Source organism: Duganella sp. AC917 (genome assembly GCF_979258245.1).
Genome location: NZ_OZ409848.1, coordinates 6,721,786 through 6,745,082 on the forward strand (window position 1 = coordinate 6,721,786; position 23,297 = coordinate 6,745,082).

Consider the following 23,297-nt stretch of genomic DNA (forward strand, 5'->3'; position numbering starts at 1 on the left):
CGGGCAAAAAAAAGCGGCAAGCATGCAGCTCGCCGCTTTTGGGGACGCCCGGCCGTTTATCTGGCGGCCAGGATGCCGGCCGGCGCCGGCTTGCGGAACCACTCGTCGGCGTGCGCCGTCGCGCCACTGCTCAGGGCGGTGCCGGCGTGATATTGCCGCAACTGATCGCCCAGCGCGGCGACGCTGTCGCCGAGCGTGCCTGCGGCCGCCGCCGTTGCGGCCGCCTCCGCACCAGCGCCTGCGCCGGCGCCCGGCATCGTCAAGCGGCCGGCGGCAGAGTCGGCTGAGGCCTGGGCGTAACCGCCCAGCGCCTGCGCCAGCGCGCTGACCCGGGTGCTGACGGTCGCGTGTTCGGCCCGGAACCAGACATCGGCCACTTGGTGCACGCCGCCGTCGGTGCTGGTGTAGCTCGAGCGCAGCCCGATCCAGTTTCCGTTGTCGAGCTCGCTCGCCTTGACGGCGCCGACGTTCATGCTGGCGATGCCCAGCGCGTCCAGCGTGCGCAGCTCGGCGCCCTGGCTGATGCCGTCCGCGTTGGCGTCGACCCACACGCGCAGCTCGCCGAATTGCGCGTCCTTTGCGTCGACGACGCCGTCGCCGTTGGTGTCGAGCGCGGCCAGCGCGGCGAAACCGTCGCGCGCCTTGCCGCCGGCGGCGGTGGCGGTCGATGTGCCGAACAGTTCGCCGCCGTCGTTGATGGTGCCGTCATGGTTGCGGTCCAGCGCGAGCAGGCCGTCGCCCTGGCCGACCCAGCCGGTGGCGACCTGGCTGCCGTCGGCGTGCAGGTCGAAGCGCACGCCGGCCTCCAGGCCCAAGGTGCGGATACCGTTGCCGTCGAGGTCCAGGATCAGCGGACTGGTCAACAGCGCCGCGCGCTGCTCGTCGCTCAGCGCGGACAACTGGTCGGCGGTGAACGCGCCGGCCTGCGCCATCGTGAAGGTCGACAGTTCGGCCACCGTCAGCGCGGCGACCTGGTCGGACGTCATTGCGGCGATCTGCACCGCCTTGAGCGAGCGCACCTGTGCCGTGGTGAAGGCGGCCACCTGCTGCGCGCTGAGGTTGGTGATGGTGGCGGCCGACAGCGCGGCCACCTGCGCCGTGCGCAGCGCCACGATATCGTTGGCGTCGAGCATCTGGATCTGGTCCGAGTTCAGCGCGTTGAACACCACCGCCTCGAGCGCGACCACCTGCGGCGCGTCGAATGTGGCGATCTGGGCGGTCGTCAGGCCCAACGCCTGGGCCGCGCCCAGCGCCTTGAGCTGGGCGGTGCGCATGTTGCCGATCATTTCGGCTCCCATGCTGGCGATCTGGGCCGACGTAAAGCCCTGGACCTGGCCCACGGTGAAGGTGTTGAGCGAACCGAGCGAGGCCAACTGGGCCGTGCTGAGGCCGCGGATCTTGGCCTGGTCGAGGCCGGACAGCGTACGGGTCGACAGCGCGCCGAACTGCTCGACCGTGAGCGCGCCCAACTGGTTGGTCTTGAGCGCGTTGAGCTGGGCCGAGCCGAAGCTGGCCACCGAGGCCACGTTCAGCGCGCCCACCTGCAGGGTGCTGAGCGCCGCCAGATTCAGGCCCGGCACCTGGCGCGAGCTCAGCGCTCCGAGCTGGTCGACGCTCAGCTGCGCCACCTGGCTCAGTCCCAGCTTGTTGATCTGCGACGACAGCAGCGTGCCGAAGTGCTCGATATCGATCGCGCCGACCTGCTGCGTGCTCAGCGCCGCCACCTGGTCGGCGCTGAGCGCGGCCAGCGTGCGCAGGCTGTTGATCTGGGCGCTCGAGAGCGCGCCGATATCGCTGGCGGTGACGGCCTTGATCTGCGACGTGTTCAGGCCGCCGACTTGCGCCAACGTCAGCGCCTTCATCTGGGCCTGGGTCAGCGCCTCGACCTGCGCATTGGTGAGCGCGGCGATGTCGTCGACCTCGATGCTGGCGATCTGCTCGCTGTTGAGGCCGGCAAGCGCGACAAGGTTGATGGCCCGCACCTGGGCGCCGCTCAGCGCCACCAGTTGTCCGGTGGTCAGGGCGCGCACCTGCGTCAACGTCAGCGCGGCCACCTGGGCGGTGCGCAATGTGGTGAGCTGGTCCATGCCCAGCGCGACCAGCTGGGTCGTGCCCAGCGCGCCGATCTGCGCGCTGCCGAAGGCCGACAGCGTCGCCAGTCCGGCCAGTTGCTCGTTGCTCACGGCCTTGATCTGGGCCGCCGTCAGCGACGCCAGTTCGGCGGTCGACAGCGCGCCGAACTGGTCGACGCCCAACTGCGAAATTTGTAGCGTGGACAAGCTCGAGAACTGCCCGGCGCCGAGGCCGGCCAGGTCCTCGATTTCCATCGCGGCGATCTGCTCGCCCGACAGGCCGCGCAGCGCGGTGGTGGCGAGCGCGCGCCATTGACCGGCCGACAGCGCCTGGATCTGGTGCGTGGTCAGCGCCTGCACCTGTTTGCTGGTCAGCGCGCCGACCTGGCGGGTGCTCAGCCCGGCCAGCTGGGTGTCGCTGAGCGCCTGGATGCGGTCGGTGCTCAGCGCGGCCACCTGCGCGGTGCTGAACGAGCCGAGGACGTCGAGCAGCGCGAACTGCTCGGGCGTCAGATAGCCCAGCTGGGCCGGACTGAGCGCGGCCACCTGTGGCGCTGTGAGCGCGAGCAACTGGTCGCTGGTCATGCTGCTGACCTCGGCCGAGGTCAGCGCGCGGATCTGCGCCGTCTTGAGCATGGCCAGGTCGCCCGGCTCGAGCGCGGCGAACTGGTCGAGGCTGAGCGTGGCGATCGAACGGGTCGACAGCGCGGCCGCCTGTTGCCCGTTCAGGCCGGTGATCTGGCCGGCGCTCAGCGCGCGCACCTGGTTGGCCGTCAGCGCCGAGATCGCGCCGGTGGAAATGGCGGCGATCTGGTCGAGGGTGAGGGCGACGATCTGGTCGGTCGTCAGCGACATCAGCTGGGTCGAGCGCAGCGCGGCGATGTCGCCCAGCTCGATCGCGGCGATCTGCTCGGCGGTCAGGGCCGCCAGCGCGCGCGTGCTCAGCGCCAGCAGCTCGCCGGTGGTCAGCGCGACGATCTGGTCGGTCGTCAGCAAGGCCGCCTGCGCGTTGCTCAGAGCGGCGATCTGCGCGGTGCGCAGGTTGGCGATCTGATCGGGCAGCAGCGCCTGCAGCTGGTCGCCCGTCAGCGCCCGCACCTGGGCCGTGGTCAGCGCGCGGATGTTGGTCAGCGCGTGCAGCTGATCTGCGCTGAGCACGCTCACTTGGTTCACTTTGAGGCTGGCCACTTCCTGGCTGGTCAGCGCGCCGATCTGGTCGGCGGTGAACGCCAGCAACTGATCGGTCGACAGCGCCTGGATCTGCGCCGTCTTCATGCCGGGGATGTCGGCCGCCTCGATGGCGGCGATCTGCTCGAGCGTGAGCGCGCGCAGCGCCGGCAGGCTCAACGCGCCTACCTGCGCCGCGCTCAGCGCGATGATCTGGTCGGCGCTGAACACGGCGATTTGCGCGGTCTGCAGCGCGCCGATCTGGCGCGAATTGAGCAGTTCGATGTCGGACGCGGTCAGCGCGGCGATGCGCGCCAGCGACATGGCGGCGATCTGCGCGGTCGTGTAATCGGCCAGGTTGCCCAGCGCGGCGGCCTGCTCGGGCGTCATGGCCCCCAGCTGGGTCTGCGAGAAGGCGGCGATGTCGGCGCTGCTGAGCGCGTGCAACTGGTCCAGCGTCAGCGCGACGACCTGGTCGGTCGTGAGCGAGCGCAGCTGCGCGGTGGTGAACGCGGCCAGGTCCTCGACCTCGATCTGCGCGATCAAGGTCGGGTCCAGGCGCGACAGCAGGGCGGTGGCGAGCGCGCGGATCTGCCCGGTCGACAGGATGATCAGCTGGGCGGCGGTCAGGCCGCCGGCCTGGTTCTTGGTCAGCGCGGCCAGCTGTTTCGTGCCCAGCGTGGCGAAGCGGTCGACCGCCATCGCGCCGAGCTGGTCGGTGTTGAGGGCGGCGATCTGCGTGCTGGTCAGCGGCTTCAGGCTCGACAGCGCGGCCAGCTGGCTCGACGTCAGGTAGCCGATCTGGCTGGTCGTCAGCGCGGCGATTTCGGCGCTGGTGAGGGCGTTGTACTGGTCGGCCGACAGCGCCGCCAGCTGGTCGCTGCCCAGCACCACCAGCTGGCTGGTCTTGAGCGCGGCGAGGTCGTCGCCGGCCAGCGCGGCGATCTGGTCGGTGGAGAGCGCGGCGATGACCGCGTTCGACAGGGCCCGTATTTGCGCGGTGGTCAGCGCCGGGATCTGGTCGGTGGTGAAATACTGGATCTGGCTGGTGCTGAACGCGGCGATCTGGGCAGTGCGCAGCGCGGCAAACTGCTCCGGCGTCAGCGCGAGGATCTGGTCGCTCGACAGGCCGGCCACCTGGCGCGTGCTCAGGCTGGCCAGGCTGCCCAGCGCGGCGAACTGGGCGTTGCTCAGCGCGGCGATCTGGCGCGGCGTCAGCGCGCCGATTTCCTGGCTGGTCAGGCTGGCCAGTTGCGTCAGCGTCAGCGAGGCGACCTGGTCGGTCGTCAGCGAGGCGACCTGGTCGGTCCTGAGCACGACCAGGTCGGCCAGTTCGATCGCGGCGATCTGGTCGGTCGTGAAGGCCGCCAGCGCGACCGTGGACAGGCCGCGCACCTGGCGCGTCTCCAGCGCGACGATCTGGCTGGTGTTGATGGCCTGCAGCTGGGCGCTGCCCAGCGCGTTGAGCTGGCGCGTGCTCAGCGTGGTGATCAGGCCCAGGCTCAGGCTGTCGATCTGGGTGCTGGTCAACGCGCGGACCTGGGTGCTGGTCAGCGGCGCCAGCGAGGCCAGGCTGCCCAGCTGGGCGGTCGACAGCGCGGCCACTTGCGCGCTGGCCAGGCTGGCCATGGTGCGGGTGCTCAGCGCGGCGAACTGGCCGGCGGTGAGCGCTGCCAGCTGGTCGCTGTTGAGCCGGGTGATCTGGTTGGTGCCCAGCGCGGCGATGTCGATCGCTTCGATTGCGGCCACCTGGTCGGTCGACAGCGCGGCCAAGGTGGCGGCGTTGAGGCTGCGCACCTGCGCCGTGCTCAGCGCGACGATCTGGTTGGTGGTCAGCGCGCCGACCTGCACGCTGGTCAGGCCGGCGATCTGGTTGGTGCGCAGGGTGGTGATCTTGTCGAGCGCCAGGCTGGCGATCTGGTCGGTGGTGAGCGCGCCGATCTGGGCGCTGGTCAACGGCGCCAGGTTGGCGAAGCTGGCCACCTGGTCGGTCGTGAGCGCGGCGATCTGGCGCGTGGCCAGCGCGGCGATGTGCTGCGTGCTCAAAGTGGCGAACTGGGCGTTGGTCAGCCGGCCCAGCTGGTCGGTGGTCAGCGCGGCGATCTGCCGCGTCGACAGCGCCTGCACGTCGGCCAGTTCGATGGCCGGCACCTGGTCGCTGGTCAGCGCGGCGATCTGTGCCGTGCCGAGCGCGCGGATCTGCGCGGTGCTCAGCGCGACCACGGCGGTGGTGCTCAGCGCGCCGATCTGGTCGGTGGTGAGGGCGGCGATCTGGCGCGTGGTCAGGCTGGCCACAATGCCCAGCGACAGCGAGGCGATCTGGTTGGTGGTGAGCGCGGCGATGGCCGCCGTCGAGAAGCTCGCCAGCGACGACAGCGCGCCGATCTGGTTGGTGGTGAGGGCGGCTTTTTGATCGGCCGTCAGCGCGGCGATCTCCTGGGTCGTCAGCACGGTGATCTGGTTGGTGGTCAACGCCGCCACCTGGTCGGTCGACAGCGCGGCCACCTGGCGCGTGGACAGGCTGGCCAGCACCGTGTAGCCCAGCGCGGCGATCTGGTCGGTCGTCAGCACACCGATGTTGGCGGTCGACACGCCGCGCACCTGTGCGGTGGCCAGGCCGGCGATCTGGTCGGTGGTGAGCGCGATCAGCTGGTCGCTGTTGAGGGCGGCGATCTGGTTCGAGCGCAGGCTGCCCAGGTCGGCCTGGTTCAGGTGCGACAGCTGGTCGGTGCTGAGCACGCCCAGTTGCTTGGAGGTCAGCGCGCTCAAGGTGGCCAGCGCGTCGAGCTGGGCGTCGTCCAGGCTGGCGATCTGGGTTGCCGTCAGCGCGGCCACCTCGGCAGTCGTCAGCGCCCGCAACTGGCGGCTGCTCAACGCGTCGAGCTGGTCGCTGCCGAGCGCTGTGACCTGGCGCGTGCTCAGCGCCATGATTTCGTCGAGGCGCAGCGCGGCGATGCGGTCCGTGCCGAGCGCGGCGATGCGGTCGGTGCCCAGCGCGCGCAACTGCGCCGTCGTCATCGCCTGCACCTGGTCGCTGGTGATGGCGGTGGCCTGGTCGACGCTGAGCGCGGCGATCTGGGCCGTTTGCAGCGAGGCGAAGTCTGCCGTGCCCATCTGGGCGATCTGGTCGGTCGTCAGCGACGCCACCTGGCGCGAGGTCAGCGGTGTCAGTCCGCTGAGGGCGGCGATCTGGTCGCTGTTGAGCACGGCCAACTGGTCGGCGTCGAGCGCGCGGATGCCCGCCGTGCCCAGCACGGCCAGCTGGGCGGTGGTCAGCGCGACGATCTGGGCGGTACTGAGGTGCGCCAGTTGCGCCGTGCGCAGCGCGCGGAAGTCGCGCGTTTCGATCGCGGCGATGGCGTCGGTGGTGAGCGCGGCGATGGCGTCGGTGCCCAGCGCCGCCAGTTGCGCGCTGCCGAGCGCGACGATCTGGTCGGTGGTCAGCGCGGCGGCCTGGTCGTTGCCGAAGGCGCCGAGCTGGCGGGTGGCCAGCGCGCTCAAGTCCTGGGTCGTGATGCTAGCGACCTGGGCGGTGGTGAGCGCGCGCACCTGCAGCGTGCTCAGCACTGCGATGAAGCGCAGCGCGTCGATCTGGTCGGTGCTGAGCACCACGATCTGGTCGCTGGACAGCGCGACGGTGCCGGCGGTGTCGAGCGCGGCCACCTGGGCGGTGCCCAGCGCGGCGATCTGGTCGCTGGTGAGGTTGGCGATCTGAATCGTGTCGAGGCCGGCGATGTCGCGTGTTTCGATGGCGGCGACCTGGTCGGTCGACAGCGCGGCCAGCGTGGCCGAGCCGAGGCCGCGCAGCTGCGCCGCGCTCAGCGCGACGATCTGGTCGGTGGTCAGGGATTGCGCCTGCTCGAGCGACAGCGCGCGCAGCTGGCCGCTCGACAGCGAGGCCAGGTTGCGGGTGGTCAGCGATGCCAGTTGCCCGGTGGTCACGCCGGTGATCTGGGCGCTCGACAGCATGGCCAGGGTCGGCAGCGCGTTGACCTGGTCGCTCGTGAGCACGCCGATCTGGTCGGTATTGAGGGCGGCGACGGCGGCGCTGGCCAGCGCGCCGAACTGGTCCGAGTGCAGCGCGACGATCTGGTCGGTCGACAGGCGCGCGGCCTGCGCCGATTGCAGCGCGGCGATGTCGCGCGTTTCGATCTGGCCGATCTGGGTGCTGGTCAGGGCGTTGAGCATGGCCGTGCTCAGCGCGCGGTACTGGGCGGCGGTCAGGTCGACGATCTGGGCCGCTGTCAGCGCCTGCGCCTGTTCGGCGGTCAGCGCCGCCAGTTGCGTGCTGGTCAGGTCGACCAGGTCGCGCGTCTCCAGCGACACGATCTGGTCGGTGGTGAGCGCGGTCATCTGCAAGGTACCCAACGGCGCCAGGCTCTTGAGCGCGGCGATCTGGTCGGTGCTGAGCACGGCCAGTTGCTCGGGCAGCAGCGCGGCCAGGTTGTCGCTGCTGAGCGCGGCCATCTGGTCGGTGGTCAGCGCCGCCAGTTGATCGTTGTTGAGCACGCGGATCTGGCCGCTGGTCAGGCGTGCCAGGTCGCGCGTTTCCAGCGCGGCCACCTGGTCGGTGGTCAACTGCGTCAGGGTGGCGGTGGCCAGCGCCATCACCTGGGCGGTGGTCAGGCCGGCGATCTGGTCGGTCGTGAGCGCCTGCACCTGCTCGGGCAGCAGCGCGGCCAGCTGGGCGCTGGCGAGCACGGAGATGGTCTTGGTCGTCAGCGAGGCCAGTTGGGCGGTGGTGAGCGCGGCCATCTGCGCCGAGTTCAGCGTGGCCAGCGAGGCCAGCGCGACGATCTGGTCGGTAGTGAGCACCGGCAACTGGTCGACGGTCAGGGCGGCGATGGCGTTGCTGCGCAGCGCGTGCATCTGGTCGGTGGTGAGGCCGGCCAGTTGATCGCCGTTGAGCACGGCGATCTGGGCGCCGTTGAGCCAGATCAGGTCGCGCGTTTCAATGGCGGCGATCTGGTCGCTGGTGAGCACGGCCAGCGAGGCCGTTGCCAGTGCGTCGACCTGGGTGGTGCTCAGCGCGGCGATCTGGTCGGTGGAAATCACCGCCAGTTGGTCGGCCGTCAAGGCGTTGATCTGCTGGCTGGCCAGGCGCGCGATGGCGGCCGTCGCCAGCGATATCAACTGGCTGGCGCCCAGCGCCTGGATGGCGCCGGTGCTCAGCGCCACCAACTGGCGCGTGGCCAGCGCGTTGAGCTGGTCGGTGGTCAGCGCGGCCACGTGGTCCGAGCCGAGCGTGGCGATCTGGCTGGTTTGCAGCGCGCGCAGGTCGTCGGTCTCGAGCGCGGCGATTTGCAGGCCGTTGAGGGCGTTGAGCTGGCGGCTGGTGAGGGCGGTCATTTCGCGGGTGCTCAGCGCGACCACCTGGTCGGTGCTCAGCAGGGCGATTTGCAAGGTGGTCAGCGCGGCCACCTGGGGCTGCGTCAGCGCCGGCACGTGGTCGGTGGTCAGGCCGGCGAGGCCGTCGGCGCTGAGGAAACTCAATTGGCGGGTGCCGATGGCGCGCAGCTGCGACGTGCTGAGCACGCCGAACTGGTCGGAGCTGATGGCGGCCATGTCTTCGGTCGTCAGGCTTGCGATCTGGGCCGTGGTCAGGCTGGCGATCGTGTCTGTTGTATAGCCTATGATAATCGAAGTCATTGCAGCTTTCTCCCGGGGAACTTCCATGATACGCACTAAATTGCCACATGGAAATCAAAAACAACCGAAAGGCGATTGAACCTCGCTATGGCGCCGGGCCCGGTTGTCGGTTCGGCAAGCTTGCCGGGGCAACAGGAGGGGGCCGCTGGGACCATGTCCGCGGCATCAGCCGCGCGCGTTCAATGCCATCCAAAAACAGGTTCTGTATTGGCGTCGCCAGATACGGCAGTGTCATGGCGACCACCAGCAAACCCACACCTAATGTGATCGGAAAACCGATACCAAACAAATTCAGGGCCGGCGCCGCGCGCGTCAAAATCCCGAGCGCGACGTTGGTGATCAACAACGCCGCCACGATCGGCAGCGACAACTGGACACCGGTGCTGAAGATTCGCGCCCCCCAGTCGGCCAGCTGCTTGAAGCCGCCGCTGTAGATCGGCGTGGCCGACACCGGCAACGACGAAAAACTCTCCACCAGCGCCGACAGCAGCACCAGATGGGCGTTGACGGAAAGGAAACCCAGCGTCGCCACCAGCGCCAGGAACTGGCTGATCGCCGACGAACGACCCTGCGTGTTCGGGTCGAAGAACGTCGCGAAGCCCAGGCCCATCGTCAGGCTGGAGATTTCCCCCGCCATTTCCACGGCGGCGAAGATGATGCGGATGCTGAAACCCATCGCCAGCCCGATCAGCATCTCCTGCGCCAGGATCAGCAGCCCGGCCAGCGACATCGGGTCGGTCGCCGGCAGCGCCGGCACGGCCGGCGCCACGATCGCCGCCAGCATCACCCCCAGCATCACCTTGACGCTGGCGGGCACCGCTTTGTTGCCGAACAGCGGGGAGGCCGCCAGCAGGCCGAGGATGCGCGTGAGCGGCCACAGCAATCCTGCGATCCACATGTTGATATCGGCACTGGCGATGGTAATCATGAGGGGTTGTTACCGACCGTTACATTTCTCTGCGGAACTAATATCATTTAGCCAACGAGATTGGGGATGCCGCCGAATACTTCGCGCATATAGTCGAGCATGACCGACAACATCCACGGGCCGGCCACGACCAGCGCCACGAAGATGCCGACCAGCTTGGGGATGAACGACAGCGTGGCCTCGTTGATCTGCGTGGCGGCCTGGAAGATGCTGACGACCAGGCCGATGATCAGCGCCACCAGCAACATCGGCGCGGCGATCATCAGGGTGACCTCCATCGCGTGGCGGCCCAGGGTCATGACGCTTTCGGGTGTCATCGCGGCCTCCTAGTAGAAACTCTGTGCCAGCGAGCCGAGCAGCAACTGCCAGCCGTCGACCAGCACGAACAGCATCAGCTTGAACGGCAGCGAGATCACCGCCGGCGACATCATCATCATCCCCATCGACATCAGCACCGACGCCACCACCATGTCGATGATCAGGAACGGGATGAAGATGGCAAAGCCGATCTGGAACGCGGTTTTCAGTTCGCTGGTGACGAACGCCGGCACCAGGATGCGCAGCGGCACGTCCTCGGGCCCCTGCAGCGCCGGGCTGCGCGACAGCTTGACGAACAGCGCCAGGTCGGCCTGGCGCGTCTGTTTCATCATGAAGGTCTTGAGCGGGGCGGCGCCCTTGTCCATGGCGTCGGTCATAGTGATCTTGTTTTCCTGCAGCGGCAGGTAGGCTTCGTTGTAGATCTTGTCGAAGGTCGGTCCCATGACGAACAGGGTCAGGAACAGCGCCAGGCCGACCATCACCTGGTTCGGCGGCGCCGACTGCGTGCCCAGCGCCTGGCGCAGCAGCGACAGCACGATGATGATGCGGGTAAAACAGGTCATCAGCAACAACGCCGCCGGAATGAACGACAGCGCCGTCATCAACAGCATGGTCTGCAGCGGCAGGGTGTAGTTGGTGCCGCCGCCCGGCGCCGGCGTCGCGTTCAGGGCCGGGATGCCGATGTTCGACTGCGCCGCCGCCAGCAGCGGCAGCGCCAGCGCGCCGATCAGCAGCAGCGATTTGAGGGCGCCCGCGCGCGACATCGCGCCCGGCTTGTTGCACTGCTGTTTATTTGGCATTGCGCTTGTCGATTGTTTGTTTGAACCATTCGGCGAAGTTGGCCGACTGCAGTGTGGCCGGGACCGCTTCCGCGCTTTCCTGGCGCGGCATCGTCGCCAGCGCGTTCATGCGGCCCGGCGAGGCGCCCACGACGATCCATTGATCGCCCACTTCGACCACCAGGATGCGCTCGCGCGTGCCCAGGCTCAGCGAGCCGACCAGCTTGACGGTGCCGCCGGCGCCGCCCAGGTTCTTCGGGCCGAAGCGTTTGAGGAACCAGGCGCCGCCCAGCAGCAGCGCCAGCACGAACAGCAGCGCGAAGGTTGTTTGCATCAGGCTGCCCGCGCCGGCGGCCGCCGGTGGCGGCGTCGGAATCGTCATCGCCAGCGCGCCGGGCCGGGTGGCCGCCGGTGCGGTAGCCGGCGCGGCCGGTGCGGCGGCAGCGGAGGGGGCGGGGGCCGGTTCGGCCGCCGGCACCACCGGCGTCTCGCTGCCCGCCGGCGTGACGACAACCGGCGCGGCGCTGGCGGGCGCCTTGTCGGCGGCGGGCGCGACGACCGGAGCGGGTGCTGCGGCGGTCTGTGCCGTCGCGGCCGGGGCCATTGCTGGCGCGGCGGCCAGGGCCGCCGCGAGGATCAGGGTAAGGGTCGGTCCGTGCTTCATTTATTCAGTTTTCGGATACGTTCGGAAGGCGTGATGATGTCGGTCAGGCGGATACCGAACTTGTCGTTGACCACCACCACCTCGCCCTGGGCGATCAGGCAGCCGTTGACCAGCACGTCCATCGGTTCGCCGGCCATGCCGTCGAGCTCGACCACGGAACCCTGCGCCAGTTGCAGCAGGTTCTTGATGGCGATCTTGGTGCGGCCCAGTTCGACCGTCAGCTGGACCGGGATGTCGAGGATGAAGTCGATATCGTTGTGGGTCTCGGTCTTGCTCGGCGTGCCGGAAAAGTCCTTGAAGACGGCCGCGCTGGCCGCCTGCTGCGCTTGCTGCGCCTGCAGCGCCTCGGCCTCGGCCTGGGCTTGCTCGGCGATCGCGGCGCCCCAAGGGTCGTCCATGCTTTGATCGTCGTCTTGATTGTCCGACATGTTTCTCTCCTGTGTTGCGGTCACCGGCGGCCAACGCGCCGGTCTTATTTAAGGTTATCGGTATTGGCGAGCAGTTTCTCGACCTTTAACGCGTATTGTCCGTTCATCACGCCATAGCTGCAGTCCATCACCGGCACGCCGTCGACGGTGGCCGAGATCAGTTCCGGGATCGTCAGCGGGATGATGTCGCCCACCCGCATGTTGAGGATCTCGTCGAAATTGACCTTGGCCGTGCCCAGCGAGGCCACCACTTCGACCTCGGCGATCTGGATTTGCTGCGTCATCAGGCGGATCCAGCGCTTGTCGACTTCCAGCGCCTCGCCCTGCAGGCTCGACGTGAGCGAATCGCGGATCGGCTCGATCATCGAATACGGCATGCAGAAGTGGATCTGGCCGGAGACCGATCCCAGCTCCACCGTGAAGGTCGACGCCACCACCACCTCGTTCGGGGTGGCGATGTTGGCGAACTGGGTGTTCATCTCCGAGCGGATGTACTCGAACTCGACCGGATAGACCGGTTCCCACGACTTGGTGTAGGCCTCGAACACGATATCGAGGATGCGCAGGATGATGCGCTGCTCGGTCTGGGTGAAGTCGCGGCCCTCGACGCGGGTGTGGAAACGGCCGTCGCCGCCGAACAGGTTATCCACCAGCAGGAACACCAGGCCCGGATCGAACACCATCAGCGCGGTGCCGCGCAGCGGCTTCATGTGCACCAGATTCAGGTTGGTCGGCACCACCAGGTTGCGGATGAATTCGCTGTACTTGGAGACCCGCACCGAGCCCACCGAGACCTCGGCGCTGCGGCGCAGGAAGTTGAACAGGCCCACGCGCAGCAAGCGCGCGAAACGCTCGTTGATGATCTCCAAGGTCGGCATCCGGCCACGGACGATGCGTTCCTGCGTGGCCAGGTTGTAGGTCCGTACGCCGGCCACGTCCTCTTGCTGCTGGGCGTCGTCCTGGTCGCCGTTGACGCCCTTCAAAAGGGCATCGACTTCTTCCTGGGAGAGAAAATTATCGGCCATGGTGGATTACTTGCCTGTCAACTGCTGCTTACTGGATGATAAACGACGTGAACAGCACATCGATGATGTCCTGCTTGTCGCCGCGGTGTTCGAACGGTTCCGACAACTGCTCGGCGATATCCTTGGACAGCTGGACCTTGCCCTCGGGCGTATTGATGTCGGCGGCTTTTTTGCTCGACAGCAGCAGCAGCACGCGGTTGCGCACCTTGGCCATGTTCTTCTTGACGTTGTCCGCCTCTTCCAGGCTCGCCACTTCCAGCGTGAACGCCAGTTGCAGATACTGGTCGCTGACGCCCGATTCGCCCGGTTGCAGGTTGACGGTGAACGGCTCGACCGGAATGTACTCGGACGGGCCGGCCTTCTTGGCCGATTTCTTCTTGACCGGCTTGTCTTCTTCCTCGTGCGCGTCTTCCTTGCCGTGCATGAAGAACCAGGCCGCGCCACCGCCGGCGGCGCCGAGCAGCAGCACCACCGCGACGATGATGATGATCAGTTTTTTGCTGCCGCCACCTGCCGGCGCTTCAACTTTCTGATCAGCTTTCATTTTTGGATTCGCTTTCAAAATTACCCTTGCCTTTGCCCGTACGGGACGAATGGATCATTCCTGCATTATGTCATTATCGGTTGTGCCTGCGCGGTTGGAAATGCCGAAAAGAATGGTGATCCAGTGGCTGCTCGACGCTTCCATAGTTGAACCGACAACTAAACCGGCGGCACCGCGCCGCCGTCCCCCGCCGCTCAGGCGAAGGTGTCGACCGCGCCGGCCGGCAGCCGACGCGCCGGGGCGCTGGCGCGCGCGGCATTGCCGCCGTCGTCGCCGTTGCCGCGACCGGCAAGACCGCTGCCGCCGGCGCGACCGCCGCGCTGGCTACCGTTGTCGTTTTGCATAGAAGCGGCTTGCTGATTGAAACCGTTGTTCTGGTCCGACATTCCGGCCGATACCGTCGCGCTGCCGAGCTGGATGCCGGCCTCGCTCATCATTTCGCGCAGTTTCGGCAAGGCCGCCTCGAGCGCCTGGCGGACTTCCGGCTGTGCCGAGCTGAAGGCGGCGGTGGCCTGGTCCTTGTTCACGCTCAGCACGACCTGCAGCGGGCCGAGGTCCGGCGGATTCAGTTCCATCGTGGCGCTCTGCTCGCCGCCGGCGGCCATGAAGATGACTTTCTGCCCCAGTTGCTGGTCCCAGGCCTGGGTGCCGACGCGGCTGGTGAGCTTGTCCGTCGGCGCGGCGACGGCCGCCTTGGCGGTCTCCAGCGCGGCCTGCGCGGTTGGCGCGATGGCGGCGGCGGTTTCCTTCGGCACGCTCAAGGCTTCGGCGTTGGCGGCGGCCGCGCGTGGCGCTGCGGCAGCCAGGGCGGCGTCGGCCTGATGCTCTTGTGCCTGCTGTGATTGGGTCAGTTGTTGTTGGAAGTCGGCGGCGGGCGCGGCCTTGTTGGAGGCTGCGGCGCCGGTATCGGCGCTCGTCGCGGCGCTATCCTTCAACACGGCGGTGGCGCCGGCCTTGTCGTCCAGGCCAACCGCGTCCGCGGTGGTGCCGGCGGCGATGCCGCCGCGGACGGCGTCGGCCGGTATCGGTATCAGCTTGCCGGCGGCCTTGGTGGCATCGGCGGCGACCTTGGCACCCGCTGCCGCTGCGGCGGCGTCGGCCGCTGCCTGCGCGGTGGCGCCGGCGTTGGTCAGCGCGGCCTTGAAGTCGGCGGCGGCGTCGGCGCTGGCGCCGGCCTTGGCGGCCAGCAGCGCGGCGTCGTCGAGCGCGGCGACGTCAGCGGTGTCGGTCGGGGCGGTCGACAAGGCGTCCGCATCCGCGCCAGTGGCCGCATCGCCTGCTTTGGCGGCGGCCAGCTCGGCGGCCAGCGCGGCCGCTTCGGCGGCGAGGGCTGCCGCACTGGCGCCGGTGTTGCCGCTGATCGCGGCCGAGGCGTCGGTGCTGGCGCTGGCGGCCGCCGCAGGCGGTTGATTGAACGCTGCCACCAGGGCCAGCATATCGGCCACCGGATCGGCCGATTTGGCGGCCTGGGCATCGCTGGCGGCGCTGTCGGTGGCGCCATCGGTGCCGCTGTCGCCGGCGTTGGTTTTAGTTGAGGCCGACGCTGAGGTAACGACCGCAGCGTCCGCGCGCGTGGCTGGCTGGGCGGCTTTGTCGGCCGCGTCCGCGTGCTGGTTCTGTGGCTGTGCCGGTTTGCCTGGCGCGGTCGGCTTCGGCGCCGATGGCCGCGACGCCGGCGCCGGACGGTCCGGCGTCTTGGCGATCATGTTGCCGTTGCTGGACTGGCGTTGACCCATCTCGCGCGACAGCGCCTGCTTGAAAGCGTTGTTGTCGCCGCCCGCGCCCAGGTTCAGATTGGCCTTGGGCGCCGAGACCGCGTTGGCGTTCAGCGTCGGGAGTTGGAGATTGGAGGTTTGCATGATCGCGCCGTGTCGGTAGGGTTCAACTAATTGGGGTCAACGCTTGTAATAAGCCTGTCGTGCTGCGTGTTCGTCCATCTGCTTCTGGTCGCGCTTGTTCTCCAGCTTGAGCGCCTCGGCGTCCGCCCGCTCGTTCAAGGTGGAGTAGGACATGCGCTTGCGCTCGGCGGTCTGCCACGCGGCTTTTTCCTGGTCGGCGCGGTATTCGGCGTGCCGTATCATCTCCAGCTGGCCTTTGACGGCCACGTCCAGCTTTTCCATGAAGGCCTGGAAATTGCGGTAGGCCATGGGCGTGATGCCGGCCGCCTGCGCCTCCTCGAAGCGTTTGACGTATTCGTCGCGGTAGCCGACCAGCATCTGGTGCTTTTGCGTGGCCTCGTCGACCGCCTTGAGGGACGCGCCCAGCCGCTTGGCCGCATCGTCGGTCTCCCGGCGGGCCAGGTCGATCAATGTTTCAAGTTGCGCTTTAGATGCCATAGTGAATCAATTATAGGTGGCGGCGTGCCGCGTCCATCAGTCGAACAGAGAGGTAAGTTGGCCCAAACTCTCGTCCATGGTGACCCGTTCGGTGATCTGCTGTTGCAGGAAGTTCTCTATCCGATCGTGCAGGACGATAGCCTGGTCCAATACCGGATCGGTGCCGGGGGCGTAGGCGCCCACGCTGATCAGGTCGCGGCTGCGCTCGTAGCGCGAAAACAGCTGTTTGAGGTGGCGGGCGCGCTGCTGGTGCTCGTGCGTGGTGATCGAGTGCATGGCCCGGCTGATCGACTGTTCGATGTCGATGGCCGGGTAGTGGCCGGACTCGGCCAGGCGACGGTTGAGCACGATGTGGCCGTCCAGAATCGCGCGCGCCGAGTCGGCGATCGGATCCTGTTGATCGTCGCCCTCGGTCAGCACGGTATAGAAGGCGGTGATCGAGCCGCCGCCGACCTCGCCGTTGCCGGCCCGTTCGACCAGCACCGGCAGCTTGGCGAACACCGATGGCGGATAACCCTTGGTGGCCGGCGGCTCGCCGATGGCCAGCGCGATTTCGCGTTGCGCCATGGCGTAGCGGGTCAGCGAGTCCATGATCAACAGCACGTTCTGGCCCTTGTCGCGGAAGTGTTCGGCGATGGCGGTGGCGTAGGCCGCGCCTTGCAGGCGCATCAGCGGCGGCGTGTCGGCCGGCGCGGCCACGACCACCGAGCGCGCCAGGCCCTCGGGCCCGAGGATTTGCTCGATGAATTCTTTCACCTCGCGTCCGCGTTCGCCGATCAGGCCGACGACGATGACGTCGGCCTCGGTGTAGCGCGCCATCATGCCGAGTAAAACGGATTTACCGACGCCGGAGCCGGCGAACAGGCCCATGCGCTGGCCGCGCCCGACCGTCAGCATGGCGTTGATCGAGCGCACGCCGACGTCGAGCGTGTCGACGATGGGCGCGCGGCCGAGCGGGTTGGCGGGGCGGGTGTTGATCGGCGCGCTGTCGGAGGCGTTGAGCGGGCCGAGGTTGTCGAGCACGCGGCCGGCGCCGTCGAGCACGCGGCCCAGCAGTTCCGGGCCGACCGGCAGGTGGCGCGCGCGGTCGCTGGGACGGCGGCGCGGATGGGCCACGGTGCCCGGTTTCGGAATGGCCGGCTCGACCGGGAACACCCGGGTGCCGGGCACCACGCCTTCGACATCGCTTTGCGGCATCAGGAACAGGCGGTCGCCTTCGAAGCCGACCACTTCGGCCTCGATCTTGCCGCCGCCGGGCAGCGGCACGGTGCAGGCGGCGCCGACGGCCAGGCGCAGCCCGACCGCTTCCATCACCAGGCCCGCAACGCGCGTGACGCGGCCGGAGATTTGCATCGGTTCGACGAAGCCGACCAGCGCGCCGCAGTCGCCCAGGTACGATTTCCAGCGGCCGGCATGCGTGGACGGGCTGGCGGCGGCATCCGCGTCGTTGGGGTTTTTGTCGCGGGCGGCGCTCATGTCAGTCCAGCCAATCCACTTCTTTGCCGAGCGCGTGGCTCAGGCGTTGCCAGCGGGCGCCGGCGGTGGCGTCGATCTGGTTGCTGGCGGTGTCGACCTTGCAGCCGCCACGGCCGACGTTGGCATCCTCGATGACGCGCCAGCCACCCTTGTCGAGCTCCTCGCCGATGGCGGCGCGCACGATGACGGCGTCGTCCGGATGCAGGTGCAGTTGCGCCGGCTGTTGCAGCGCCGGCAGGTAGTCGATGGCGTCGCGCACGATCGGCAGCACCAGTTCCGGCTTGACCTGCAGCGCGTTCTTGAGCATGCCCTTGGCCAGCTGCAGCGCCAGGTCCAGCACGTCGTTGGCGATCAATTGGTCGGCGTCGCGCAGCGCGCCGCTGAAGCCGTCGGCCAGCGCACGCATCTGTTGCAGTTCTTCCTTGGTGGCGACTTCGCCGGCGGCAAGGGCGTCGGCGTGGCCGGCCGCGTGGCCTTCCTCGTAGCCGGACTGGCGCGCCTCTTCGCGGATCTGTTCGAGTTCCTCGACGGTTGGGTAGTCGAGCGGCGGCGGCAATGGCGGGCCGATTTCCAGCAGTTCCTGATGCTCCAGCAGTGCCTCGTGCACGCGCTGCTCGGCTTCGACACGGGCGTCCTCGGCGTCGCGTTCGCGCTGTTCGGCGTCGCGCAGCGCCACCACGCTGGGGCGCTCGTCGCCGAACGAGCGCATTTCCCAGCGCTGGAATGCGGTTTGCTGCTCTTTTGGCAAATTAGACAAACGAATCCTCGCCTTTGCCGCCTAACACGATCTGGCCTTCGTCGGCCAGGCGGCGGACGATTTGCAGGATCTGCTTCTGCTGGGTTTCCACTTCGGACAGGCGCACCGGTCCTTTCGATTCGAGGTCTTCGCGCATCATCTCGCTGGCGCGCGCCGACATGTTCTTGAAAATCTTGTCGCGCAACTCCTGCGACGCGCCCTTGAGCGCGATGATCAGCATTTCCGACTGCACTTCGCGCAGCAGCAACTGGATGCCGCGGTCGTCGATATCGATCAGGTTGTCGAACACGAACATCTCGTCCATGATCTTCTGCGCCATGTCGTTGTCGTAGTTCTTGATGTTGTCCATCACAGAACCTTCCTGCTCGCCGCTCATGAAGTTGAGGATCTCGGCGGCCGTGCGCACGCCGCCCAGCGACGATTTCTTGATGTTCTCGTTACCGGACAACAGTTTGGTGAGCACGTCGTTCAGCTCGCGCAGCGCGGCCGGCTGCACGCCGTCGAGCGTGGCGATACGCAGCACGGCGTCGTTGCGCAGGCGGTCGGTGAAGTGGCTGAGGATTTCGCAGGCCTGGTCGCGCTCGAGGTGGACCAGGATGGTGGCGATGATCTGCGGGTGCTCGTTGCGGATCAGCTCGGCGACGGATTGCGAATCCATCCACTTGAGCGACTCGATGCCGGAAGCGTCCTTGCCGCCCAAAATGCGCGACAGCAGCACCGAGGCCTTGTCGTCGCCCAGCGCCTTGGTCAGCACCTGGCGGATGTACTCGTCGGAGTCGAGGCCCACGGTGGAGGCGGCCGCGACCATCTCGCGGAAGTTGTCGAGGGTGCCGACGACTTCCTCGTGCGGCACGTTTTTCATCGTCGCCATGGCCGCGCCGAGCTTGAGCACTTCGCGCGGGCCGAGGTATTTCATCACTTCGGCCGCTTCGCTCTCGCCCATCGCCAGCATCAGGATGGCGGCCTTCTGGAGTCCGGTATTCTCAGTCATTTGCGCCTATCCATTCCTTGATCACGTTGGCAACGATGCGTGGGTCCTCGACGGCGAGTTTTTTCGCCATCGCCAGGTTTTCGCGGTAAGTCTTGACGGTGTTCTCTTCCATCTTGCGCAGTTCTTCCTCGGCGATGAGGGCCTCGTCGGGACCTTCCTCGACGACTTCCTCCGGCTCTTCCGGTTCCGGCTCCGGCGCATTGATCTCGTCGATCTTCTTGAAGACCGGACGCATCATCGGACGCACGATGCGCAGCACGATGTACAGCAGGATCAGCGCGGTGATCAGGAACTTGGCCAGGTCCTTGGCCATCGGCAGGTTGGCCGGATCGCGCCACCAGTCCAGGGCCGGCTCGAACGGCCGGTCGACGCCGTCGAACGGCGAGTTGGCGACGCTGACGGCGTCGCCCCGGTCCTGGTTGTAGCCCATGGCCTGCTTGACCAGATCGTTGATCTTGGACATCTCTTCAGGAGTATAGGCTTTAATGGTGACTTTGCCGTCCTTGTCGATGATGCGTTTGTAATTGACCACAACGGCAACCGTCATGCGGCGCAGGCCGCCCATGCCGCGCGTCTCGTAGCGCACGGTCTTGTCGACTTCATAATTGGTCGTCGATTCCTTGTGTTTCGGACCGGCCGCGTTGGCGTTGACGCCGCCTGGCGGCGTGCCCGGCGCCGGCGCGTTGGCGCCGTTGGCGACAGCCTGGTCGAGCGGGGCGGTGGCGGTGCCCGGCGGCTGGTTAGACAGCGCGCCCGGAATGCCGCCCGAATTGACGTTGCCGTCGCCGCTGGTTTCGCTGCTTTGCTGGCTGCGGATGGCCGAAGCGGCCGGCGGCGAGTTCGGCTTGTAGGTCTCGGCGGCCTGCTCGATCTTCGAGAAATCGACGTCGGCGGTCGCTTCGGCGCGCACATTGCCTTCGCCGACGATAGGGATGATGATCGACTCGACCTGCTTGATGACCTGCAGCTGCATGTCCTTGACATACTTGAGCTGGGTTTCATCCATGTTCTTGGCGTTCAGGCCGCCGTTGCCATTCTTGTTCTGGTCCGAGATCAGGTTGCCGGCCTGGTCGACCACGGTAACGTTGGCCGGCATCAGTTCCGGCACGCTGGAGGCGACCAGGTGGACGATGGCGGCGGTCTGGGCCGGGTCGAGCATGCGGTTCGGATGCAAGGTCAGCAGCACGGACGCGGTCGGTTTTTGCTGATCGCGCACGAACACGGACGGTTTCGGCAGCGCCAGGTGGACGCGGGCGTTCTCGACGGCGGCCAGCGACTGGATCGAACGCGCCAGCTCGCCTTCGAGCGCGCGCTGGTAGTTGACCTGTTCGAGGAACTGCGACACGCCCAGTTTCTGGTTTTCCATCAGCTCGAAGCCGACGTTGCCGCCCTTGGGCAAGCCCTGCGCGGCCAGTTTCAGGCGGGCGTCGTGGACTTGCTCAGTTGGCACCAGGATGGCGCCGCCGTTGTCCGAGAACTTGTGCTTGATGTTCAGCTTGTCCAGCTCGGCCGTGATGGCGCCGCCGTCGCGGTCGGTGAAATTGGAGAACAGCACGCCGTAATCGGGCGGTTTATTCCACAGGTACAGGCCGATTACTACCGCAACGATGGCGGCGGCGGCGGCCGCGCGCATGAAGTTGCGGCCCATTGGGGTCCGGATGAAAGGCAGCCGTTCCGCACCGTCGTCGCCGGGTGCTGGCGGAGCTGCTATGTCGTTGTCGATTGCTTCGGCTGCGGCCATGATGGTTGGGTTCCGGGTAACTGGGTCTGAAATGGGGGAGTGCAGAACAGATTATTGCTTGTTGCCGGGAAATTTAATGCTTGGAATAGAGCGCCCTTTACCGCCTTGCTCGTGGGTGTGCTATTGCGCCGCGCTTGGTATTCTGGCAGGACTGATAGAGCCGTTCCGTATTGTAACGCCGGGCTCGGACATGTCGAGAAATTTGTTTCGCGACAGCAACAGATAGGAGTTTGAGATGAAAACAGGTGGCATCGACAGCAGCCAGATCCAGGCCATGATCGCCCAGTTGAAGGCGCACGCCACGCGCCCGAGCCTGACGCCGCCGGTGATCCAGACCGAGGCGCCGGCGGTACCGAAGGCGCAGTTCTCGGACGCGCTGCAAAAGTCGCTGGAGGCGGTCAACGCCAGCCAGGTGCAGGCGGCCGACATGGGCAAGCGCTTTGCCATGGGCGACGACAGCGTGAGCCTGTCGGACACGATGATCGCCATGCAAAAGGCCAGCATTAACTTCCAGGCAACGATCCAGGTGCGCAACAAGCTGGTCTCGTCATATCACGAGATCATGAATATGCAGGTGTAAGAGTAAGTTTCGTTACACCAGTTCGACCGTCAGGCGGCGGCCCAACGCGGCGGCTGTTTGTTCTACAAAGTCCAGTTTGGTCGCGTGACGCAAATCGAACAGGCGGTCAATTTGTGGCTGATGCACTTGCATCTTGCGGGCCAGGTCCGCTTTGCGCATCTTTTGCTGCAGCATTTCATTCCACAACAGCACCTTAGCGGTTTCCAGCGCGGGTAGCGGCACAGTGTGCTGTCCTTCACCCGCAGCCGATGGCATCGGCACTATCCGCCGGTCGTCCATGTAGAGCTCCACGGCGGTAATGAGACCGTCCACGGCTTCGCGGTGGGCTTCCTCCATGGTCTCGCCCACCGAATGCGCCTCCGGGAAGTCGGCGAAGTCGACCAGAAAACTCGCCTCGTCGCGCGCCACAGTGATGGGGTAATTCAACATGTTTTCTCCTGTTCGCTATGGGGGTCACTTTAAGCCAAGGTCTTTTTTGATCCGCTCAACCAATCCCTTGCTGATTTCCTTTGCTCCGTGGTCTGGGAAGGTAGAGATTCGATCATTCAACGTAACCTTGTAGTGACTGCCTCGGCCAGGCGTAAACTTCGCTCCCTGCCGTTCCAGCCAACGTCGGAATTCGCTGTATTTCATGAGCCCTCCGGGCGTTGGCCACGGAGATCATCATACAACACATCTGTTTTTAAATAACAGATGTGTTTAAAAAATCTCGGCTAATGTTAATGCTGGTTTCGGGCGCGCTGGTTGGAGAGGTAGATGTTGTCGCGCTCGATGGTTTTGCCCTCTTGCACGGCCTTTACCCAGTCGGCGGTGCAGGTCACCGCCGCGAAGTTCGAATGAAACACCGTGCTGTAGACCCGGTGGATCTCCTCAGCACTGGCCCTGCCCGCCGCGTTTTGGTACGGCAGCGAGCCGGTCGCATCGGCCAAAAACTCCACCGTCAGACCGTCGTGCGCCGCGTGGTAGATCGTTGCCGCGTCGCAGTTGTGCGTCATGTAGCCGGCGATGGTCAGGGTGTCGATTTGCTTGTCTTTGAGCCATTGCGCCAGATCAGTGCCGGCGAACACGCTCGAGGCTTGCTTGTGGATGTGATGGTCGGCGCGGCGGCCTGCCACATCCGGGTGCAATTGCCATGCCGGGGAGCCGACCGCGAACACCGGGGACTCGGCGGGCGCGTCATGCTGGACCGTGATTACCGGGATGCCCGCCGCCGTGGCGCTGTCCATCGCCAGCGTGATGTTGGGCAGCGACGTCGATACGGGCGGGAACTCGATCGGCAACTGGCCGGTGAAGTATTCGTTTTGCACGTCGATGACGAGCAGGGCGCGGCGCGGGGAGGTGGACATGGTGGCTTCCTTGGGTGGTGGATGATGGGTCCATTGTCGGCCCATGCCGCGCGAGTAGCCAGTGGCCCGAAGGCACTGTTACGATATAATCGGGCCATGACTACTTCAGACCGTCCCATCAGCGTCGCCGTGATCGCCTTCGACGGCATCACGCCTTTCCATCTGTCCGTGCCGTGCCTGGTGTTCGAAGCGGGCCAGGAAGCGGGGCAGGCGGGCTTCGACGTGCGCGTCTGCGCGGCCGATGGCACGCCGCTGCGCACCTCCGCCGGCTTCGCCATCGCCACCGATTTCGACCTGCGGGCGCTCGACGACGCCGATATCGTCATCATGCCGTCGTGGCACAGCGATTGCCGGCCCGCGCCACTCGCGCTGCTGGCCGCCTTGCGCGCCGCCCATGCACGCGGCGCCCGGGTAGTGGGGCTGTGCCTAAGCGCGTTTCCGTTGGCGGAGGCCGGCCTGCTGGACGGTAAAACCGCCTCCACCCACTGGCAATCCG

The 23,297-nt window shown here is 66.7% G+C and carries 19 protein-coding genes; 2 read left to right on the forward strand and 17 right to left on the reverse strand.

Annotated elements, in window-relative coordinates; genetic code table 11:
* Positions 1–56: 56 nt before the first annotated feature.
* The 14 genes from ACZ0BA_RS29405 to fliF all read right to left on the reverse strand — a co-directional run bounded on the left by ACZ0BA_RS29405 (position 57) and on the right by fliF (position 20,875).
* On the reverse strand, positions 57–8,888 hold the full coding sequence (locus ACZ0BA_RS29405; protein ID WP_463454668.1) for a beta strand repeat-containing protein: 8,832 nt from the start codon (positions 8,886–8,888) through the stop codon (positions 57–59).
* A gap of 85 nt (positions 8,889–8,973) precedes the next feature.
* Positions 8,974–9,816 (reverse strand): flagellar biosynthetic protein FliR, encoded by an 843-nt coding sequence (fliR, locus tag ACZ0BA_RS29410; protein WP_463454669.1) that lies wholly within the window; start codon positions 9,814–9,816, stop codon positions 8,974–8,976.
* A gap of 47 nt (positions 9,817–9,863) precedes the next feature.
* Positions 9,864–10,133, reverse strand: a complete 270-nt coding sequence (fliQ, locus tag ACZ0BA_RS29415; protein ID WP_463454670.1) for a flagellar biosynthetic protein FliQ — start codon at positions 10,131–10,133, stop codon at positions 9,864–9,866.
* A 9-nt stretch (positions 10,134–10,142) separates the two neighbouring features.
* On the reverse strand, positions 10,143–10,898 hold the full coding sequence (gene fliP, locus ACZ0BA_RS29420) for a flagellar type III secretion system pore protein FliP (protein ID WP_463454854.1): 756 nt from the start codon (positions 10,896–10,898) through the stop codon (positions 10,143–10,145).
* 25 nt (positions 10,899–10,923) lie between these two features.
* Complete coding sequence (gene fliO / locus ACZ0BA_RS29425; RefSeq protein WP_463454671.1) at positions 10,924–11,577, reverse strand: flagellar biosynthetic protein FliO; 654 nt, start codon at positions 11,575–11,577, stop codon at positions 10,924–10,926.
* Entirely contained in the window at positions 11,574–12,005 is a 432-nt protein-coding gene (gene fliN / locus ACZ0BA_RS29430; RefSeq protein WP_090322382.1) for a flagellar motor switch protein FliN, read from the reverse strand. The genes fliO and fliN overlap by 4 nt, the downstream gene beginning before the upstream one ends.
* A 44-nt stretch (positions 12,006–12,049) precedes the next feature.
* Positions 12,050–13,030: a flagellar motor switch protein FliM gene (gene fliM / locus ACZ0BA_RS29435; protein WP_209726591.1), complete on the reverse strand. Its 981-nt coding sequence runs from the start codon at positions 13,028–13,030 to the stop codon at positions 12,050–12,052.
* Between the two features lie 28 nt (positions 13,031–13,058).
* Positions 13,059–13,574 carry a flagellar basal body-associated protein FliL gene (fliL, locus tag ACZ0BA_RS29440; RefSeq protein ID WP_463454672.1) on the reverse strand — a complete coding sequence of 172 codons (516 nt, stop codon included), beginning with the start codon at positions 13,572–13,574 and terminating at the stop codon, positions 13,059–13,061.
* Between the two features lie 194 nt (positions 13,575–13,768).
* Positions 13,769–15,433, reverse strand: a complete 1,665-nt coding sequence (locus ACZ0BA_RS29445) for a flagellar hook-length control protein FliK (RefSeq protein ID WP_463454673.1) — start codon at positions 15,431–15,433, stop codon at positions 13,769–13,771.
* A gap of 36 nt (positions 15,434–15,469) precedes the next feature.
* Complete coding sequence (fliJ, locus tag ACZ0BA_RS29450) at positions 15,470–15,910, reverse strand: flagellar export protein FliJ (protein WP_090322363.1); 441 nt, start codon at positions 15,908–15,910, stop codon at positions 15,470–15,472.
* Positions 15,911–15,946: 36 nt separating this feature from the next.
* Positions 15,947–17,386 (reverse strand): flagellar protein export ATPase FliI, encoded by a 1,440-nt coding sequence (fliI, locus tag ACZ0BA_RS29455; RefSeq protein WP_463454674.1) that lies wholly within the window; start codon positions 17,384–17,386, stop codon positions 15,947–15,949.
* Position 17,387: 1 nt separating this feature from the next.
* Positions 17,388–18,143, reverse strand: a complete 756-nt coding sequence (locus tag ACZ0BA_RS29460; protein WP_463454675.1) for a flagellar assembly protein FliH — start codon at positions 18,141–18,143, stop codon at positions 17,388–17,390.
* Positions 18,136–19,134, reverse strand: a complete 999-nt coding sequence (gene fliG, locus ACZ0BA_RS29465) for a flagellar motor switch protein FliG (protein ID WP_090322347.1) — start codon at positions 19,132–19,134, stop codon at positions 18,136–18,138. Before fliG ends, ACZ0BA_RS29460 begins: the two co-directional genes overlap by 8 nt.
* The gene (gene fliF / locus ACZ0BA_RS29470; RefSeq protein ID WP_463454676.1) at positions 19,127–20,875 is read right to left on the reverse strand and encodes a flagellar basal-body MS-ring/collar protein FliF; all 1,749 of its coding nucleotides are present in this window, start codon (positions 20,873–20,875) and stop codon (positions 19,127–19,129) included. The genes fliG and fliF overlap by 8 nt, the downstream gene beginning before the upstream one ends.
* 235 nt (positions 20,876–21,110) lie before the next feature.
* On the opposite strand from fliF, the gene fliE reads away from it, so the two are divergent.
* Entirely contained in the window at positions 21,111–21,455 is a 345-nt protein-coding gene (gene fliE, locus ACZ0BA_RS29475; RefSeq protein ID WP_463454677.1) for a flagellar hook-basal body complex protein FliE, read from the forward strand.
* A gap of 12 nt (positions 21,456–21,467) precedes the next feature.
* Here the strand turns inward: fliE and ACZ0BA_RS29480 are convergent, their stop codons facing one another.
* The 3 genes from ACZ0BA_RS29480 to ACZ0BA_RS29490 all read right to left on the reverse strand — a co-directional run bounded on the left by ACZ0BA_RS29480 (position 21,468) and on the right by ACZ0BA_RS29490 (position 22,801).
* Positions 21,468–21,884 (reverse strand): type II toxin-antitoxin system HicB family antitoxin, encoded by a 417-nt coding sequence (locus tag ACZ0BA_RS29480; RefSeq protein ID WP_463454678.1) that lies wholly within the window; start codon positions 21,882–21,884, stop codon positions 21,468–21,470.
* A gap of 24 nt (positions 21,885–21,908) precedes the next feature.
* Positions 21,909–22,088, reverse strand: a complete 180-nt coding sequence (locus ACZ0BA_RS29485; protein ID WP_315218649.1) for a type II toxin-antitoxin system HicA family toxin — start codon at positions 22,086–22,088, stop codon at positions 21,909–21,911.
* An 86-nt stretch (positions 22,089–22,174) separates the two neighbouring features.
* On the reverse strand, positions 22,175–22,801 hold the full coding sequence (locus ACZ0BA_RS29490) for a cysteine hydrolase family protein (RefSeq protein ID WP_463454679.1): 627 nt from the start codon (positions 22,799–22,801) through the stop codon (positions 22,175–22,177).
* Between the two features lie 96 nt (positions 22,802–22,897).
* Here ACZ0BA_RS29490 and ACZ0BA_RS29495 point away from each other — a divergent pair.
* Positions 22,898–23,297, forward strand: a 400-nt coding sequence (locus ACZ0BA_RS29495; RefSeq protein ID WP_463454680.1) for a DJ-1/PfpI family protein, incomplete at its 3' end; no start/stop codon positions are given.

Coding starts and splice junctions, on each gene's coding strand:
- ACZ0BA_RS29405 (WP_463454668.1), bottom strand. CDS start 8,888: ATGACTTCGATTATCATAGGCTATACAACAGACACGATCGCCAGCCTG.
- fliR (WP_463454669.1), bottom strand. CDS start 9,816: ATGATTACCATCGCCAGTGCCGATATCAACATGTGGATCGCAGGATTG.
- fliQ (WP_463454670.1), bottom strand. CDS start 10,133: ATGACACCCGAAAGCGTCATGACCCTGGGCCGCCACGCGATGGAGGTC.
- fliP (WP_463454854.1), bottom strand. CDS start 10,898: ATGTCGCGCGCGGGCGCCCTCAAATCGCTGCTGCTGATCGGCGCGCTG.
- fliO (WP_463454671.1), bottom strand. CDS start 11,577: ATGAAGCACGGACCGACCCTTACCCTGATCCTCGCGGCGGCCCTGGCC.
- fliN (WP_090322382.1), bottom strand. CDS start 12,005: ATGTCGGACAATCAAGACGACGATCAAAGCATGGACGACCCTTGGGGC.
- fliM (WP_209726591.1), bottom strand. CDS start 13,030: ATGGCCGATAATTTTCTCTCCCAGGAAGAAGTCGATGCCCTTTTGAAG.
- fliL (WP_463454672.1), bottom strand. CDS start 13,574: ATGAAAGCTGATCAGAAAGTTGAAGCGCCGGCAGGTGGCGGCAGCAAA.
- ACZ0BA_RS29445 (WP_463454673.1), bottom strand. CDS start 15,433: ATGCAAACCTCCAATCTCCAACTCCCGACGCTGAACGCCAACGCGGTC.
- fliJ (WP_090322363.1), bottom strand. CDS start 15,910: ATGGCATCTAAAGCGCAACTTGAAACATTGATCGACCTGGCCCGCCGG.
- fliI (WP_463454674.1), bottom strand. CDS start 17,386: ATGAGCGCCGCCCGCGACAAAAACCCCAACGACGCGGATGCCGCCGCC.
- fliG (WP_090322347.1), bottom strand. CDS start 19,134: ATGACTGAGAATACCGGACTCCAGAAGGCCGCCATCCTGATGCTGGCG.
- fliF (WP_463454676.1), bottom strand. CDS start 20,875: ATGGCCGCAGCCGAAGCAATCGACAACGACATAGCAGCTCCGCCAGCA.
- fliE (WP_463454677.1), top strand. CDS start 21,111: ATGAAAACAGGTGGCATCGACAGCAGCCAGATCCAGGCCATGATCGCC.
- ACZ0BA_RS29480 (WP_463454678.1), bottom strand. CDS start 21,884: ATGTTGAATTACCCCATCACTGTGGCGCGCGACGAGGCGAGTTTTCTG.
- ACZ0BA_RS29485 (WP_315218649.1), bottom strand. CDS start 22,088: ATGAAATACAGCGAATTCCGACGTTGGCTGGAACGGCAGGGAGCGAAG.
- ACZ0BA_RS29490 (WP_463454679.1), bottom strand. CDS start 22,801: ATGTCCACCTCCCCGCGCCGCGCCCTGCTCGTCATCGACGTGCAAAAC.